Here is a 14,963-nt window from a genome sequence, read left to right on the forward strand (position 1 = left end):
CGTCCTGACGCGCCGCCGCACGCCGGAGCGTGATACCGGCTCAGGTGGTTACCCGTCACCCCATGGCCGAGCACCGTCCCTGCACCGCACGCAACGAGACGCCGCTGCAGCGCGCCGACCGCAACTTCGTCGAGCTGCTCCAGGAACTCCGCGTCACCCAGACGGGCGTACAGATCCTCTTCGCCTTCCTGCTGTCGCTCGCCTTCACCTCGCGCTTCGAGGACCTCGACACGGTCCAGCGCGTCACCTACGTCATCACGCTGCTGCTGGCGGTCCTGGCCGCGGCGCTGTTCACCGCGCCGGCCGCGCTGCACCGCTCGCTCTTCCAGCAGGGCGCCAAGCCGCGCATCGTGCAGGTCTCCTCGCGTCTGGCCACCACCGGCCTGGTCGTACTCGTGTTCGCGTTCAGCGGTTCCGTCCTGCTGGTGGTCGACGTGACGACCGGCCGGGCCGGCGGTATCGCCGCGAGCGCCGCGACCTTCCTGGTCTGCGTCGGCCTGTGGGGGCTGCTCCCGCAACTGGTGCGGCGGGCGGGCCTGCGCGACGAGACGGCCGGGACGGCCGAGGAACCGGCACCGGCCCGCTCTGCCCCCGTCCAGGTCCCGGCACAGCTGCGGGACACCGTCAGGCAGCCGTCGGCGCTTCGGGGAACGACACCGCGCGGGGAGGCGTCGGCACGACGCCGGTGACACGCGGGTCGGCGGCCGGGGGCCGGGCCGTAGGGGGTGGATCGGAGAGGGCCGCCGGGTCGGAGAGGGCTGGCCTGGCCGACGAGCCACGGGATCGGCGGGAGTCGGCGGCCGGCGAGTGCCGGGCCGGCGAGTGCCGGGGCGGCGAGTGCCGGGGCGGCAAGTACCGGGGCGGCAAGCGCCGGGTCAGCGAGTATCGACGTCAGCCGATCGGGGCGACGTCGTGTCAGCATCGGCGTCGGCGGATCGGGGCGGCGTCGTGTCGGCGTCGGCGGGTGTCAGCCGAGGGGTGTTCTCTGGCCGGCCCTTCCGTGGTCACGACGCCCGGGGTCGCGCCCGTTGTACGCGGGCAGTCCGGGGTGCTGCGCGGGCGGGCCGCGTCGTAGGTTCCGGTCGCCTGCCTCGCCGCTGTGACGTTACGGCTCCTGCTGTCCCGCCGCCGTCACGGGCTGGGCCGGGACCGTCCACGGGAGTTCGACGGAGATGGTCTTGCCGCCCTCGCGGGTGGGGCGGATGCGGAGCCTGCCGCCGCATTCCGCGGTCAGCCAGCGGATGATGGCCAGCCCACGGCCGTTGTCCTGCTGGACCGCGGCGGGGAGCCGTCTGGGGAAGCGCGGATGGCTGTCCGTGACACCGACGCGCAGGTGCTCGTCGCGGTCGAGGGTGACGTCCACGGTGAACGTGGGCGACTGACCGAAGGTGTGCTGGACGGCGTTGGTGGCGAGTTCGGAGATGATGAGCCGGATGGTGTCGGACACTTCCGTGTCCGCCGGCAGGCCCCACTCCGCCAGCGTGCCCACCACGTAGGCACGCGCTGCGGAGACCGAGGCGGGATCGCTCGGCAGAGTGACGGAGGCTTCCAAATGGTCTGCCATGGCGACGTCGTCCCTTTCCCACGGGACCGCAGTCCGACACGGAGCGGAAGGTTCGAGTACGGTCCCGGACTGGTGCTTCGTCGCCAGACTGCCACCAGAACACCCATGAAGGACGGCGATCCACCAAGATATGCATATATCTGTCGCTCAAAGCGGTGAACTCTGCGACGCGAGACCGTATTTGGGTGGCTCGGAAGGAGTAAGGAGAAGCCCATGCAGCACGGTCCCGCGGTGCGCCGCCGGAAACTGGGCGCCGAACTGCGTGCGCTGCGCACCTCGGCGGGGCTCACCAGTGGCGAGGCGGCCCGGCTGGTGGGCTGGCACCAGTCCAAGGTCAGCCGGATCGAGACGGGCACGAGTGGGGTGAAACCGGCCGATGTGCGGTTACTCCTCGACGCCTACGGTGTGGCAGAATCCCAACTTCGCGAGTTGCTCCTGGTGTTGGCGGGGTCCGAGGACAGCGACGGCCGGCACCACTGGTGGCACGCCTACCGCGGGGTGCTGCCCCCGACCTACCGGGATTTCATCAGCCTGGAGTCCCAGGCCAGCGCGATGCGCACCCTGGAGACCACCGTCGTCCCAGGCCTGCTCCAGACGCCCGAGTACGCGCGTGCGGTGACGAGCGCCGCGGTGGAGGGGCTGTCGGAGGACCGGCTCGACACCCTCGTCGAAGTGCGGCTGGCCAGGCAGGACGTGCTGCGTGCGGATCCGCCGCTGGAACTGAGTGCCGTCCTGGACGAGGCGGTGCTGCGCCGCGAGGTGGGCGGGCCCGGGGTCATGGCCCGGCAGCTGGAACGCCTGGTGGAGGCGGCGCGGCTGCCGCAAGTGCGGCTCCAGGTGCTGCCGTTCGCCGCCGGGGCGCACATCGGCGTCACCGGCCCTTTCGTTATCTTCTCATTTTCGAGCACTTCTGATCTGGATGTGGTTGTTCTCGACCACTTGACGAGTAGCCTCTATCTCGAACGGAAAGAAGACCTCCGGGCCTACACGGAGGCCTTCAACGCCCTTCAGATCCACGCCCTTTCGCCCGAGGACTCGTTGGATTACATCGCCGGGACAGCCGCCGGCGCGTAAGGAGGCACCATGCGTGCACTGCCTCGTCATGTCCCCTCAAGCACCGAACTGCACGGTGTGCGATGGCTGCGCAGCAGCTACAGCACCGGCGCGAACAACTGTGTCGAGACCGCGTGTCCGGACACCCCTCCCTGGGCCGGACTCCTCGCGGTGCGCGACTCCAAGGCCCCGGCCGGGCCCGCGCTCCTCTTCTCCTCCGGGAGCTGGGCGGAGTTCACGGCCGCGGTGGACCGTATGTGAACCCCGTCCGATCAGCCCGCCGTCGAGCGACGCACGGCCGTGTCACGCCGACTCATGGCCGCGTCTCGCCGATCAGCCGTACAGCGCGTTCGATCTGCTGACCGGTCAGGTCCGCGCGGGCGGTCAGCCTGAGCCGTGAGATGCCGTCCGGCACGGAAGGAGGACGGAAACAGCCCACGGCCAGGCCGGCCGCCCGGCACTCGGCCGCCCAGCGCACGGCGTCCTCGGGAGAGGGCGCCCGCACCGAGACCACCGCGGCGTCCGGACGCACCGCTTCCAGACCCGCGGCGGTCAGGCCGGCGTGGAGCTCGCCCGCCACCGCGCGGGCCCGCGCCGCCCGCTCCGGCTCGCGGCGCAGCAGCCGCAGGGCCGCCAGGGCCGCCCCCGCCGCGGCGGGGGCGAGTCCCGTGTCGAAGATGAACGTCCGTGCCGCGTTGACCAGGTGGTCGATGACCCGGGCCGGGCCGATGACGGCTCCGCCCTGACTGCCGAGCGACTTGGACAGCGTGACCGTCACGACGACGTCGTCGGCGCCCGCGAGTCCCGCCGCGTGCGGGGCGCCTCGGCCGCCGTCGCCGAGGACGCCCAGGCCGTGGGCGTCGTCGACGACCAGTCCCGCGCCGTGCTCCCGGCAGGCCTCGGCCAGCGCGGCGAGCGGGGCCGCGTCGCCGTCGACCGAGAAGACCGTGTCGGACACGGCGACCGCCGGACCCTCGTGGCCCGCCAGCGCCTTGCGCACGGCCTCGGGCTCGGCGTGCGCCACGACCTGGGTCGTGCCGCGGGCCAGTCGGCAGCCGTCGATGAGCGAGGCGTGGTTGCCCGCGTCGGAGACGATCAGCGAACCGTGCGGGGCCAGCGCGGTGACCGCCGCGAGGTTGGCCGCGTAGCCGGAGGAGAAGACCAGGGCCGCCTCGGCACCGCAGAAATCGGCCAGCTCCCGTTCCAGCTCCGCGTGGAGTTCGGTGCTGCCGGTGACGAGCCGGGAGCCGGTCGAGCCGCCGCCCCAGCTCCTCGCGGCGCGGGCCGCGCCCCCGGTGACCTCCGGGTGGCGGGCGAGTCCCAGGTAGTCGTTGCTCGCCAGGTCCAGGAGCGGCGAGTCGGCCGGACGGGGGCGCAGGGTCCGTACGAGTCCGGCGCGGCGGCGCAGCCGCGCCTGCTCGTCGATCCAGCCGAACGCCATGGGTGGTCCTCCGGGGAATTTGTAGGCAGTGCACAGACACTAGCGGGACGACCAGCAGGTCAGTGTGTGGCAATACCCACACCTCGAAGCGACTCTGTTGTGCGAACTCTCCTTGGCCGCGGGCGGCTCCGTAGGACAGGATCGGCTCTCATGGACCTGCTGAACACGCTGGTGGAGAAGGGGCTTCGGCGCGAGCTGCCGACCCGTGACGAGGCACTGGCCGTCCTCGCGACGTCCGACGACGACCTGCTCGATGTGGTGGCCGCGGCCGGGAAGGTGCGCCGGCACTGGTTCGGCCGACGGGTGAAACTCAACTATCTCGTCAACCTGAAGTCCGGCCTGTGCCCCGAGGACTGCTCCTACTGTTCGCAGCGGCTCGGCTCCGAGGCCGGGATCCTCAAGTACACCTGGCTCAAACCCGACCAGGCCTCCGACGCGGCGGCGGCCGGTGTGGCGGGCGGCGCCAAGCGGGTGTGCCTGGTGGCCAGCGGGCGCGGCCCCACCGACCGGGACGTGGCCCGGGTCTCCGAGACGATCAAGGCGATCAAGGAGAACAACGAGGGCGTCGAGGTGTGCGCCTGCCTCGGACTGCTCTCCGACGGCCAGGCCGAGCGGCTGCGCGAGGCCGGCGCCGACGCCTACAACCACAACCTCAACACCTCCGAGGCGACGTACGGCGAGATCACCACCACGCACACCTACGCCGACCGTGTCGACACGGTCAACAAGGCGCACGCGGCGGGCCTGTCCGCCTGCTCGGGGCTGATCGCCGGCATGGGCGAGACGGACGAGGACCTGGTGGACGTCGTCTTCTCGCTGCGCGAGCTGGACCCGGACTCGGTTCCGGTCAACTTCCTCATCCCGTTCGAGGGCACGCCGCTGGGCAAGGAGTGGAACCTGACGCCGCAGCGGTGCCTGCGGATCCTGGCGATGACCCGGTTCGTCTGCCCGGACGTGGAGGTGCGCATCGCGGGCGGGCGCGAGGTCCATCTGCGCACGATGCAGCCGCTCGCCCTGCACCTGGCCAACTCGATCTTCCTCGGCGACTACCTGACCAGTGAGGGCCAGGCGGGCAAGGCCGACCTGGAGATGATCGCGGACGCCGGGTTCGAGGTGGAGGGCACCGGCCAGGTGACGCTGCCGGAGCACCGCGCCGCCGGCGGCTGCGGAAGCGATGGCGGCTGCGGTTCCGAGGGGTCCGAGAGGTCCGAGGGGAAGGGCGCGTGCGGCTCCGCACCCGCCGCGCCGGCCGGTGAGCCCCGTACCGACCTGGTCGCCGTGCGCCGCCGGGGCGCCGGGACGGACCTCGCGCCCAATGCCTGAGCTGACGGTGCCCGAGCTGCTGGAGCTCGACCGGCGGCATGTGTGGCACCCGTACGGGCCGATGCCCGGCCGCCGGGAACCGCTCGTCGTGGAGTCGGCGAGCGGGGTGCGGCTGCGGCTCGCGGACGGTTCGGGGGACCTGGTCGACGGCATGTCGTCCTGGTGGTCGGCGATCCACGGCTACAACCACCCGGTGCTGAACGAGGCCGCGCGGGAGCAGCTCGGGCGGATGAGCCATGTGATGTTCGGCGGGCTCACCCACGAGCCCGCCGTACGGCTGGCGAAGCTCCTTGTCGACATGTCGCCCGAGGGGCTGGAGCACGTCTTCCTCGCCGACTCCGGGTCGGTGTCGGTCGAGGTCGCGGTCAAGATGTGTCTGCAGTACTGGCGTTCGCTGGGCCGCCCCGGCAAACAGCGGCTGCTGACCTGGCGCGGCGGCTACCACGGCGACACCTGGCAGCCGATGTCGGTGTGCGACCCCGAGGGCGGGATGCACGAACTGTGGAGCGGGGTGCTCCAGCGCCAGGTGTTCGCGGATCCGCCCCCGGCGGAGTTCGACGAGACGTACGCCGAGCACCTGCGGTCGCTGATCGAGCGGCACGCCGACGAGCTGGCCGCGGTGATCGTCGAACCGGTGGTGCAGGGCGCGGGCGGCATGCGCTTCCACTCCCCCGCGTATCTGCGGGTGCTGCGCGAGGCGTGCGACGCGCACGGCGTGCTGCTGGTGTTCGACGAGATCGCCACCGGCTTCGGCCGCACGGGCGCCCTGTTCGCGGCGGAGCACGCGGCGGTGACGCCGGACGTGATGTGCGTGGGCAAGGCGCTGACCGGCGGCTATCTGACGATGGCGGCGACGCTGTGCACCGCGCGGGTCGCCGACGGCATCTCGCGGGGCGAGGTCCCCGTGCTCGCCCACGGCCCGACCTTCATGGGCAACCCGCTGGCGGCGGCCGTGGCCTGCGCCTCGATCGGGCTGCTGCTCGGCCAGGACTGGCTCGCCGAGGTCAAGCGCATCGAGGCGGGACTGCGCGAGGGGCTCGCGGCGGCCTCGGACCTGCCGGGGGTGACGGACGTACGGGTCCTCGGCGCCATCGGGGTCGTGCAGCTGGACCACGCGGTGGACATGGAGGCGGCGACGGCGGCGGCCGTGCGCGAGGGCGTGTGGCTGCGGCCGTTCCGCGATCTGATCTACACCATGCCGCCGTACGTCACGGGCGACGCGGACCTGGCGCGGATCGCGCGGGCGGTGTGCGCGGCGGCGCGAGAGGGATGAGCGGGGTGTTGACATGCCGGTACTGGTGATCACGGGCACGGGCACGGAGGTCGGCAAGACGGTCGTGACCGCCGCCGTCGCCGCCACGGCTCTGGCGGCCGGCCGTTCGGTGGCCGTGCTGAAGGCCGCGCAGACGGGCGTGCGGCCGGACGAGCCGGGGGACGCAGCGGAGGTCGCGCGCCTCGCGGGCCCGGTGACGACGGCCGAACTCGCCCGTTATCCGGATCCGTTGGCCCCGGCCACGGCAGCGCGCCGGGCCGGTCGTACGCCGGTGCACCCACACGAGGTCGCGGAGGCCGCCGCCAAGCTGGCCACCGAGCACGACCTGGTGCTGGTGGAGGGGGCGGGCGGACTGCTCGTACGGTTCGACGCGGCCGGCGGCACGCTGGCGGACGCGGCCGGGCTGCTGTCGGCGCCGGTGCTGGTCGTGGCGCAGGCCGGGCTCGGCACGCTGAACACGACGGAGCTGACGGCCCGCGAACTCCGCTCCCGAGGGCTGGAGCAGGCGGGCGTGGTGATCGGGAGCTGGCCCTCGGAGCCGGATCTCGCCGCGCGCTGCAATCTCGTGGACCTGCCGGACGTGGCCGGGGCGCCGCTGCTGGGGTCGGTGCCCGCCGGGTCCGGGGCCCTCTCCCCCACCGCCTTCCGGGCGGCCGCGCCGCACTGGCTGGCACCCCGCCTGGACGGCACGTGGGACGCGGAGGCGTTCCGGGTGCGTGAGGCGCCCGCGGCCTTCTGAGCGTTCCGCGGCCGTGCGGTGAAACCGGCGAGGACGTGATCGCGTATTGAGCTACGTACGTGATCACCTCGGAAGGGAACACCGTGCACATCCCACACCCACGCCCGTCCCGCCGCACGGCCCTCGCGCTGGGCGCGGCCGCCGCCCTCTCGCTGGGCGGCGGCACGGCCCACGCCTTACCGGGCACCGGCGGCGTCACCGCACGGCTGCGGAAGCTGGAGCGGGAACACACCGCCCGCCTGGGGGTCTACGCCCGCAACCTGCGCACCGGCCGGACGGTGGCGTACCGGGCCGACGAGCTCTTCCCCATGGCCTCCGTCTTCAAGACGCTGGCCGCCGCGGCCGTCCTGCGCGACCTCGACCGCGACGGCGAGTTCCTGGCCCGGCGCATCCACTACACCCAGCAGTACGTCACGGACTCCGGGTACTCCCCCATCACCGAGGACCACGTCGCGACCGGCATGACCGTCGCCGAACTCTGCGACGCCACGATCCGCTTCAGCGACAACGCCGCGGGCAACCTGCTGCTGAAGGAGCTGGGCGGACCGACCGCGATCACGCGGTTCGCCCGCTCGATCGGTGACGGGGTCACCCGGCTCGACCGCTGGGAGCCCGAGCTCAACAGCGCGGAACCCTGGCGGGTGACCGACACGACCTCCCCGCGCGCCATCGGCCGGACCTACGCCCGTCTGGTGCTCGGCGACGCGCTGGAGCCGCGGGACCGGGCCCGGCTGACGGACTGGCTGCTCCGCAACACCACGAGCGTCGAGAAGTTCCGCAAGGCCCTGCCGGCCGACTGGCTGATCGCCGACAAGACCGGCGGCGGACGGTACGGCGGCAACCACGACGTGGGCATCACCTGGCCGCCGGACGGTCCCCCGATCGTGATGTCCGTGCTGACCACCCAGCCGGAGGAGGACGCCCCGGCCGACAACCCCCTGGTGGCCAGGACGGCGGAACTGCTGGCATCGGAACTCGTCTAGGGCCTGTCGTTTGGATCACGCCGCAGACGCGGGGCCTGGCACGCACACCTGCCGCGTTGTCGTCACTCGCCGACGCTCCGCGTCGACTCCCTCCTCCGCCTTGCAGCTGCACGCACCAGACCCCGCTCACCGGCACCGAACAGCACCGTCGCTTTCCTGCGACCTGATCCAAACGACAGACCCTAGCCGGCCGACGAGGCGGGCCGTCTCGGACACACCTGGTCCGCCGGCGGCGCCCGCGGGCAGGGGTGCGCCGGTCTCCCGCGGGGGAGAATCGCGGTAGGCCCGCCTCGTCAGGGAGGTCCCCCATGCCGCTCCGTTCCGGCAAGGTGCCGCGGGACGCCGTGCACCACCCGCTGTTCGCCCGCTGCTACGCCCGGGCCAGCGTGCGCGCCGAGACCCGGATGGGCATGGCCCGGGTGCGCGAGAGACTGCTCGGCGGGCTGTCCGGGCGGGTGATCGAGATCGGCGCGGGCAACGGGCTGAACTTCGCGCACTACCCGGGCACCGTCTCGGAGGTCGTGGCCATCGAACCGGAGCGGCTGTTGCGGCGGCTGGCCGTGGAGGCCGCCCTGCGCGCCGAGGTGCCGGTGGACGTGGTGCCGGGGGCGGCCGAGGCGCTGCCGGTCAAGAGCGAGGGCTTCGACGCGGCCGTGGTGTCGCTGGTGCTGTGCAGTGTGCGGGACGTGCCGCGGGCGCTCGGGGAGCTGCGGCGGGTGCTGCGGCCGGGCGGCGAGGTGCGGTTCTTCGAGCACGGCCGGGGCGGCGGCCGGGCGATGACCTGCGCGCAGCAGGCGCTGGACCGGACCCTGTGGCCGGTGGTGAGCGGCGGCTGCCACCTGTCGCGGGAGCCCGTGCGGGCGCTGCGGGACGCCGGGTTCGAGCTCGGCCCCTACCGGCGGGTGATGATGCCGGAGCAGGGGCCGGTGCTGCCCACCTCGTACTGCGTGCTGGGCACGGCGTGGCGTCCGCCGGTCAGCGCGTAGTCACAGGCTCCACTGGCGCAGCTCCCGCTCGATGTCCCGTACGGACGCCTCGCCGCTCTTGACGAGCCGGGCGAGGTCACGGACCTGCTCGGGCGAGGTGACGACCTTGGCGCCGCTGGCGACGAGGTAGGCGTAGGCGACGGCGGAGGCGAACAGGGCGTTGGAGCGTTCCAGCGCGGGGACGTGGATGAGGAGCTGGAGCAGCGCGGCGGCGCGGGCGTGCGGGCTGTCGTAGACGGGGACGTCGAATATCCGGGCCTGGTGGCGTGCGACGGCGGCGACGAGGGCTCCCCAGTCGGTGACCTGGGGGTCCCCGGGGGTCTTCTGCTCGGCGAGCATCAGCAGCCAGGCGAGGTCGATCTCGAGGTTGTTCAACGGTTCAGTGGCGACCTTCGCGCGTGCCCTCACGGTCCGGGCCGAACTCCTCGGCGAAGACGGACTCGTACTGCTTCATGAAGTCGGCGGCGGCCTCCACGAACGTGTGGCCCACCTCGCCGGTGTCCTGTCTGACCAGCTCCTCGATGTAGCGGTTGACGCTCATCCCGCGGGCCAGGGCGCGTTCGCGGGCGGCGCGGGCGGTGCCCTCGTCGACTCGCACGTTCAGCTGGGTCTTCGCCATACCTCGACGCTAGCGCGGGGACGCTAGCACCGGCAAGGGCGGGAGTCCGACCCGCGGAGGATACCGAGTGTGGGCCGGGTCACATTACGCTCGGGCAGAGTCAGGAGGTCCGACGTACACCCTGAGGAGGCGGCCTTGTCCACGCCTGCTGCGGAGCACGCCCCCGGCCTCGCGCCGGCCGACGGGATCGCGGCCCGCGCCCGCGGTCTGACCAAGGCGTACGGCGCGGGTGAGACGACCGTGCTGGCCCTCGACTCGGTGGACGTGGACGTCGTGCGCGGCCGGTTCACCGCGGTCATGGGGCCGTCGGGCTCGGGGAAGTCCACGCTGATGCACTGTCTGGCGGGGCTGGACACCGTCTCGGCCGGCCGGGTGTGGATCGGCGACACCGAGATCACCGGGCTGCGGGAGCGCGAGCTGACCCGGCTGCGCCGGGACCGGATCGGGTTCATGTTCCAGTCGTTCAACCTCATCCCGACCCTGAACGCGCTGGAGAACATCACCCTGCCCATGGACATCGCGGGAAAGAGGCCCGACGGGACGTGGCTGGACCAGGTGATCGACACGCTCGGTCTGCGGGACCGGCTCAGGCACCGGCCCTCCCAGCTCTCCGGCGGGCAGCAGCAGCGTGTGGCCTGTGCGCGGGCGCTGGCCGCGCGGCCCGAGCTGATCTTCGCGGACGAGCCGACCGGCAACCTCGACTCGCGCGCCGGTCTGGAGGTGCTCGGCTTCCTGCGCGAGGCGGTGGACCGGCTCGGCCAGACGGTCGTCATGGTCACCCACGACCCGGGGGCCGCCGCCCACTCGGACCTGGTGCTCTTCCTCGGCGACGGCCGGATCGTCGACGAGATGCCGCGGCCCACGGCGGAAGCCGTCCTCGAACGCATGAAGAGGTTCGACGTGATCCGCACGCGGTTCGAGGAGAACTGACCCCGTGCTCAAGGCGACCCTGAGGAGCTTCCTGGCGCACAAGGGGCGGCTGCTGCTCTCCGCGCTCGCCGTCCTGCTGTCCGTCGCGTTCGTCACGGGGAGCCTGATCTTCTCGGACACCGTCAGCCGCACCTTCGACCGGCTGTTCGCCTCCACGGCGGCCGACGTCACGGTCAGCCCGAAGGAGGGCCTCGACGAGGCGGTGCCCTCCGGCCGGACGGCGACCCTGCCGGCCGCGCTGGCCGAACGCGTGCGGCGGATCGACGGTGTCGCGGCGGCACGCGCCGAGGTGGACGTCAACGGCCTCACGGTCGTCGACGAGAACAACGAACCGGTCGGCCCGACCACCGGGGCGCCCACGCTCGGCAACGCCTGGAACCCGAACGAGCGCAGCCCCGTGGAGCTGACCTCCGGTCACGCCCCGCGCGGGTCCGGCCAGGCGCTGCTCGACTCGGAGACCGCCGACCGCAAGGACGTGCGCATCGGTGACACCCTGACCGTGATCGCGCCGCCCGGGTCGTTCCAGGTCCGCGTCGTCGGCATCGTCACGTTCACCACCACCAACCCCGGTTCCGCACTGGTCTTCCTCGACCCGTCCACCGCGCGGACGAAGCTGCTGGGCGATCCGCGGGCCGCCACCGGCATCGCGGTCGACGCGGCGCAGGGCGTCGACGACGAGCGGCTCAAGCAGCGCGTGGCCGCCGCGCTCGGCGCGCACACCTACGACTTCCGCACGGCCGACGAGCAGGCCGAGTCCGACGTCGAGCAGCTGGGCGGGTTCCTCGACGTCATCAAGTACGTGATGCTCGGTTTCGCCGGGATCGCCGTGCTGGTCGGCGTGTTCCTGATCGTCAACACCTTCTCCATGCTCATCGCGCAGCGCACCCGGGAGCTGGGGCTGCTGCGCGCCCTCGGCGCCGACCGGCGGCAGGTGCGCCGCTCGGTGCTCACCGAGGCCCTCCTGCTCGGCCTGGTCGGCTCCACGCTGGGGCTCGCCGCGGGCATCGGGCTCGCGGCCGGGCTCATCGAGCTGATGGGCCTGCTCGGCATGAACATCGACGCCGACGAGATGGTCATCGGCTGGGTGACGCCCGTGGCGGCGTACGTCGTCGGTCTCGGCGTCACCTTCGTCGCCGCGTACCTCCCGGCGCGGCGGGCCGCGGCCGTCTCGCCGATGGCCGCGCTGTCGGACGCCGAGGTCGCCGGGGTGGGCCGGCCGCTGCGGGTGCGCGCGGCGGCGGGCGCGGTCGTCGGGGCGGCCGGGGCGGCGGCGCTCGTGGGGTGCGCGGTGTCCGGGCGGACGGCGTCGGCGGCGTCCCTGCTGGGCCTCGGTGTCGTGCTGACCCTGATCGCGACGGTGATCGCCGGTCCGCTGCTGGTGCGCCCGGTGATCCGCGTGCTGGGCGGGGCCTTCCCCGCGCTGTTCGGGTCGATCGGCCGGATGAGCCAGCGCAACGCCCTGCGCAATCCGCGCCGTACCGGAGCCACCGCGGCCGCCCTGATGGTCGGCCTCGCCCTGGTCGGCGGCATGTCGGTGGCGAGCGAGTCGATGACCGCGTCGTTCGACCGGCAGATCGACAGGACGCTGGGTGCCGACTTCGTCATCCAGAACACCAACTTCCTGCCGTTCCCGAAGGAGGTCACCGACGCGGTGCGCGACACCGAGGGCGTGGGCCTCGTCGTACGGGGGCGGTTCACGCCGGTGGCGGTGCGGCTGCCGGACGGCGACCGGGTGGAGACGACCGCGGCGGGCTACGATCCGCGGCTCGACGAGGTCGCCAACATCACCTACACACAAGGGGACTCGGCGGCCGCGCTCGCGGACGGGCGCCTGGCCATGGACCGGGACTTCGCCCGCGACCACGGCGTACGGGTGGGCGGCACCGTCCCGGTGGAGTTCCAGGGCGGACGCTCGGCCGAGCTGACGGTCGGCGCCCTCACCGACCAGGACTCCGCCGAGGGGTTCGGCACCCAGGGCGGGCTCTACTTCGGTCTCGGCACCCTGGAGCGGTACGCGCCGGGCGGGCAGGACTCCGCGCTGTACGTCAACGCGGCCCCGGGCACGAGCGACGACGAGCTGCGCGCGGGGCTGGAGGCGACCCTGGACCCGTATCCGCAGGTGCAGGTGCGGGACCTGGCCGACTACAAGCAGCTCGTCCACGACCAGATCGCCGTCCTGCTGTACCTCGTCTACGCGCTGCTGGGGCTGGCGATCATCATCGCGGTGCTCGGCGTGGTCAACACCCTCGCGCTGTCGGTCGTCGAGCGCACCCGGGAGATCGGGCTGCTGCGGGCGATCGGCCTGGCCCGGCGCCAGTTGCGGCGGATGATCCGGCTGGAGTCGGTGGTGATCGCCGTGTTCGGCGCGGTCCTGGGGCTCGCGCTGGGGCTGGTGTGGGGGGTGTGCACGCAGCAGGTCCTCGCGCTCCAGGGGATGACGGCCCTGGCGATCCCGTGGGTCACGATCGTCGCCGTGGTGATCGGTTCGGCGGTGATCGGGGTCGTGGCGGCGCTGCTGCCGGCGTTGCGCGCCTCCCGCATGAACGTACTGGCGGCCATCGCGCACGAGTGATGGAATCGCGGCGGGTACTCAAGTCGCTGCCGTGTGAGGAGAGTTCATGTCGCGTCCGTTCCGCTTCGGGGTCAACCTGCTGCAACCCGCGTCCGCCGGGGAGTGGCGCGCCAAGTGCCGCCGGGCGGAGGAGCTGGGGTACGACGTGATCCTGGTCCCCGACCACCTGGGCATGCCCGCGCCCTTCCCCGCGCTCGTGGCGGCCGCCGAGGCCACCGAGCGTCCGAGGCTGGGCACCTTCACGCTCAACGCGGGCTTCTGGAACCCGGCGCTGCTGGCCCGCGAGGTGGCGACGACGGACGCGCTGACGGGCGGTCGCCTGGAGCTGGGCCTGGGCACCGGCTACGTGCGGGCGGAGCACGAGTCGGCCGGGCTGCCGTTCGGCTCGCCGGGCGAGCGGGTGGACCATGTGCGGCGCACCGTCGAGGAGTTGGGGCGGTTGCTGGGCTCTCAGGAGCACCAGCCGCAGGCGGCGCAGCGGCCCCGGGTGCCGCTGCTGATCGGCGGGAACGGCGACCGCATGCTGCGGCTGAGCGCCGAGCACGCCGACATCGCGGCGTTCACCGGGGCGCGTACGGCGCCGGGCAGCACGACCGGGCAGCTGACGCCGATCACCGCGGAGGAGCTCGACGAGCGCGTGGCGCGGTGTCTGAAGTTCGCGGAGCACCGCGAGGAGCCGCCCGAGCTCAACCTGCTGCTGCAGCTGGTGATCGGCACGGAGGACCGGGAGGCCGCCGTCCAGCCGTTCCTGGAACTCGTGCCCGACATGACGGTGGAGCAGGTACTGGACCTTCCCGTCTCTCTGGTCGGCACGCCGCAGGAGCTGGCGGAGCAGGTCCTGGCCCGGCGGAAGCGTTACGGCTTCACCTACTTCACGGTCCTGGAGCCCTACATGGAGGCGTTCGCGCCGGTCATGGAACGGGTGCGCGCGGCCTGACGTCCGCATGGTGGAACGACCTGTCCCGGCCGCCCCTGCGTGATGTGATCACGGCATGACGGAGCTGCGCATCCGGGCCGCGACGCCCGAGGACCTCGACACCGTGCTGGCGTTCTGGAAGGTCGCCGCCGAAGGCACGAGCATCAGCGACGACCGGGCCGGCGTGGAGAGGCTCGTGGAGCGCGATCCGGAGGCGCTGCTCCTCGCCGAGCGGGCGGGTGAGCTGGCCGGCACGGTGATCGCGGGGTTCGACGGCTGGCGCTGCCATCTGTACCGGCTGGCCGTGCACCCGGACCGGCGCCGCCAGGGGGTCGCGTCCGCGCTGCTGGCCGCCGCCGAGGAGCGCTTCGTACGGCTCGGCGGGCGGCGGGCGGACGCGGTGGTGCTCACCCGCAACGAGACCGCGCACCATGCGTGGGGCGCCGCCGGGTACGCGCCCCAGGAGCAGTGGCGACGCTGGGTGAAGCCGCTGACCGACTGACACCGTGCCGGCTCTCGGCGCCCGTCGGTGTGCACCCCGCAGGAGGTCTTTGCCCATCCTTT

General features: G+C 72.8%; 16 protein-coding genes. 12 read left to right on the forward strand and 4 right to left on the reverse strand.

All coding sequences use genetic code 11. From position 1 onward, the window contains the following. The first annotated feature begins 62 nt into the window (after window positions 1–62). Window positions 63–689, forward strand: a complete 627-nt coding sequence (locus ABZ948_RS15135; protein WP_359759622.1) for a DUF6328 family protein — start codon at window positions 63–65, stop codon at window positions 687–689. 416 nt (window positions 690–1,105) lie between these two features. Here ABZ948_RS15135 and ABZ948_RS15140 read toward each other — a convergent pair whose 3' ends face one another. Further along, window positions 1,106–1,564 carry an ATP-binding protein gene (locus ABZ948_RS15140; protein ID WP_359759624.1) on the reverse strand — a complete coding sequence of 153 codons (459 nt, stop codon included), beginning with the start codon at window positions 1,562–1,564 and terminating at the stop codon, window positions 1,106–1,108. 213 nt (window positions 1,565–1,777) lie between these two features. Here ABZ948_RS15140 and ABZ948_RS15145 point away from each other — a divergent pair, with 213 nt between their 5' ends. Together ABZ948_RS15145 and ABZ948_RS15150 are read left to right on the forward strand one after the other, a co-directional pair. Next, window positions 1,778–2,638, forward strand: coding sequence for a helix-turn-helix domain-containing protein (locus ABZ948_RS15145; protein WP_359759625.1), 861 nt, complete (start codon window positions 1,778–1,780; stop codon window positions 2,636–2,638). 9 nt (window positions 2,639–2,647) lie between these two features. After that, window positions 2,648–2,878 carry a DUF397 domain-containing protein gene (locus ABZ948_RS15150; RefSeq protein ID WP_359759627.1) on the forward strand — a complete coding sequence of 77 codons (231 nt, stop codon included), beginning with the start codon at window positions 2,648–2,650 and terminating at the stop codon, window positions 2,876–2,878. Between the two features lie 52 nt (window positions 2,879–2,930). Here ABZ948_RS15150 and ABZ948_RS15155 read toward each other — a convergent pair whose 3' ends face one another. Beyond that, window positions 2,931–4,058: an 8-amino-7-oxononanoate synthase gene (locus ABZ948_RS15155; RefSeq protein WP_359759629.1), complete on the reverse strand. Its 1,128-nt coding sequence runs from the start codon at window positions 4,056–4,058 to the stop codon at window positions 2,931–2,933. Window positions 4,059–4,208: 150 nt separating this feature from the next. Between ABZ948_RS15155 and bioB the strand changes: the two genes are divergently transcribed. From bioB to ABZ948_RS15180, 5 genes are all read left to right on the forward strand, one after another. Then, a complete protein-coding gene (gene bioB / locus ABZ948_RS15160) occupies window positions 4,209–5,381 on the forward strand; it encodes a biotin synthase BioB (RefSeq protein WP_359759631.1) in 1,173 nt (390 codons plus the stop codon). Then, window positions 5,374–6,654 (forward strand): adenosylmethionine--8-amino-7-oxononanoate transaminase, encoded by a 1,281-nt coding sequence (locus ABZ948_RS15165; RefSeq protein WP_359759633.1) that lies wholly within the window; start codon window positions 5,374–5,376, stop codon window positions 6,652–6,654. Before bioB ends, ABZ948_RS15165 begins: the two co-directional genes overlap by 8 nt. A 13-nt stretch (window positions 6,655–6,667) precedes the next feature. Further along, window positions 6,668–7,393 carry a dethiobiotin synthase gene (gene bioD / locus ABZ948_RS15170; protein ID WP_359759635.1) on the forward strand — a complete coding sequence of 242 codons (726 nt, stop codon included), beginning with the start codon at window positions 6,668–6,670 and terminating at the stop codon, window positions 7,391–7,393. 83 nt (window positions 7,394–7,476) lie between these two features. After that, window positions 7,477–8,376, forward strand: a complete 900-nt coding sequence (gene bla, locus ABZ948_RS15175) for a class A beta-lactamase (protein ID WP_359759637.1) — start codon at window positions 7,477–7,479, stop codon at window positions 8,374–8,376. Between the two features lie 308 nt (window positions 8,377–8,684). Next, the gene (locus ABZ948_RS15180; RefSeq protein WP_359759639.1) at window positions 8,685–9,362 is read left to right on the forward strand and encodes a class I SAM-dependent methyltransferase; all 678 of its coding nucleotides are present in this window, start codon (window positions 8,685–8,687) and stop codon (window positions 9,360–9,362) included. Here the strand turns inward: ABZ948_RS15180 and ABZ948_RS15185 are convergent, their stop codons facing one another. Together ABZ948_RS15185 and ABZ948_RS15190 are read right to left on the reverse strand one after the other, a co-directional pair. After that, window positions 9,363–9,737 (reverse strand): fic family toxin-antitoxin system, toxin component, encoded by a 375-nt coding sequence (locus ABZ948_RS15185; protein ID WP_359759641.1) that lies wholly within the window; start codon window positions 9,735–9,737, stop codon window positions 9,363–9,365. It abuts the gene before it with no gap. A 4-nt stretch (window positions 9,738–9,741) separates the two neighbouring features. After that, a complete protein-coding gene (locus ABZ948_RS15190; RefSeq protein ID WP_003988727.1) occupies window positions 9,742–9,981 on the reverse strand; it encodes a hypothetical protein in 240 nt (79 codons plus the stop codon). Between the two features lie 135 nt (window positions 9,982–10,116). Between ABZ948_RS15190 and ABZ948_RS15195 the strand changes: the two genes are divergently transcribed. The 4 genes from ABZ948_RS15195 to ABZ948_RS15210 are packed head-to-tail and all read left to right on the forward strand — an operon-like array spanning window position 10,117 to window position 14,901. Then, window positions 10,117–10,911, forward strand: a complete 795-nt coding sequence (locus tag ABZ948_RS15195) for an ABC transporter ATP-binding protein (protein ID WP_359759643.1) — start codon at window positions 10,117–10,119, stop codon at window positions 10,909–10,911. 4 nt (window positions 10,912–10,915) lie between these two features. After that, window positions 10,916–13,483 carry an ABC transporter permease gene (locus ABZ948_RS15200; protein WP_359759645.1) on the forward strand — a complete coding sequence of 856 codons (2,568 nt, stop codon included), beginning with the start codon at window positions 10,916–10,918 and terminating at the stop codon, window positions 13,481–13,483. A gap of 46 nt (window positions 13,484–13,529) precedes the next feature. After that, window positions 13,530–14,420: an LLM class F420-dependent oxidoreductase gene (locus tag ABZ948_RS15205; RefSeq protein WP_359759647.1), complete on the forward strand. Its 891-nt coding sequence runs from the start codon at window positions 13,530–13,532 to the stop codon at window positions 14,418–14,420. A 55-nt stretch (window positions 14,421–14,475) separates the two neighbouring features. Continuing rightward, the gene (locus ABZ948_RS15210; protein ID WP_359759649.1) at window positions 14,476–14,901 is read left to right on the forward strand and encodes a GNAT family N-acetyltransferase; all 426 of its coding nucleotides are present in this window, start codon (window positions 14,476–14,478) and stop codon (window positions 14,899–14,901) included. Window positions 14,902–14,963: the final 62 nt, after the last annotated feature.

The organism is Streptomyces olindensis, assembly GCF_040645895.1.
Taxonomy (GTDB): Bacteria; Actinomycetota; Actinomycetes; order Streptomycetales; family Streptomycetaceae; genus Streptomyces; species Streptomyces olindensis.

Coding starts and splice junctions, on each gene's coding strand:
- ABZ948_RS15190 (WP_003988727.1), bottom strand. CDS start 9,981: ATGGCGAAGACCCAGCTGAACGTGCGAGTCGACGAGGGCACCGCCCGC.
- ABZ948_RS15180 (WP_359759639.1), top strand. CDS start 8,685: ATGCCGCTCCGTTCCGGCAAGGTGCCGCGGGACGCCGTGCACCACCCG.
- ABZ948_RS15155 (WP_359759629.1), bottom strand. CDS start 4,058: ATGGCGTTCGGCTGGATCGACGAGCAGGCGCGGCTGCGCCGCCGCGCC.
- ABZ948_RS15150 (WP_359759627.1), top strand. CDS start 2,648: ATGCGTGCACTGCCTCGTCATGTCCCCTCAAGCACCGAACTGCACGGT.
- ABZ948_RS15145 (WP_359759625.1), top strand. CDS start 1,778: ATGCAGCACGGTCCCGCGGTGCGCCGCCGGAAACTGGGCGCCGAACTG.
- bioB (WP_359759631.1), top strand. CDS start 4,209: ATGGACCTGCTGAACACGCTGGTGGAGAAGGGGCTTCGGCGCGAGCTG.
- bioD (WP_359759635.1), top strand. CDS start 6,668: ATGCCGGTACTGGTGATCACGGGCACGGGCACGGAGGTCGGCAAGACG.
- ABZ948_RS15210 (WP_359759649.1), top strand. CDS start 14,476: ATGACGGAGCTGCGCATCCGGGCCGCGACGCCCGAGGACCTCGACACC.
- ABZ948_RS15205 (WP_359759647.1), top strand. CDS start 13,530: ATGTCGCGTCCGTTCCGCTTCGGGGTCAACCTGCTGCAACCCGCGTCC.
- ABZ948_RS15140 (WP_359759624.1), bottom strand. CDS start 1,564: ATGGCAGACCATTTGGAAGCCTCCGTCACTCTGCCGAGCGATCCCGCC.
- ABZ948_RS15165 (WP_359759633.1), top strand. CDS start 5,374: ATGCCTGAGCTGACGGTGCCCGAGCTGCTGGAGCTCGACCGGCGGCAT.
- ABZ948_RS15135 (WP_359759622.1), top strand. CDS start 63: ATGGCCGAGCACCGTCCCTGCACCGCACGCAACGAGACGCCGCTGCAG.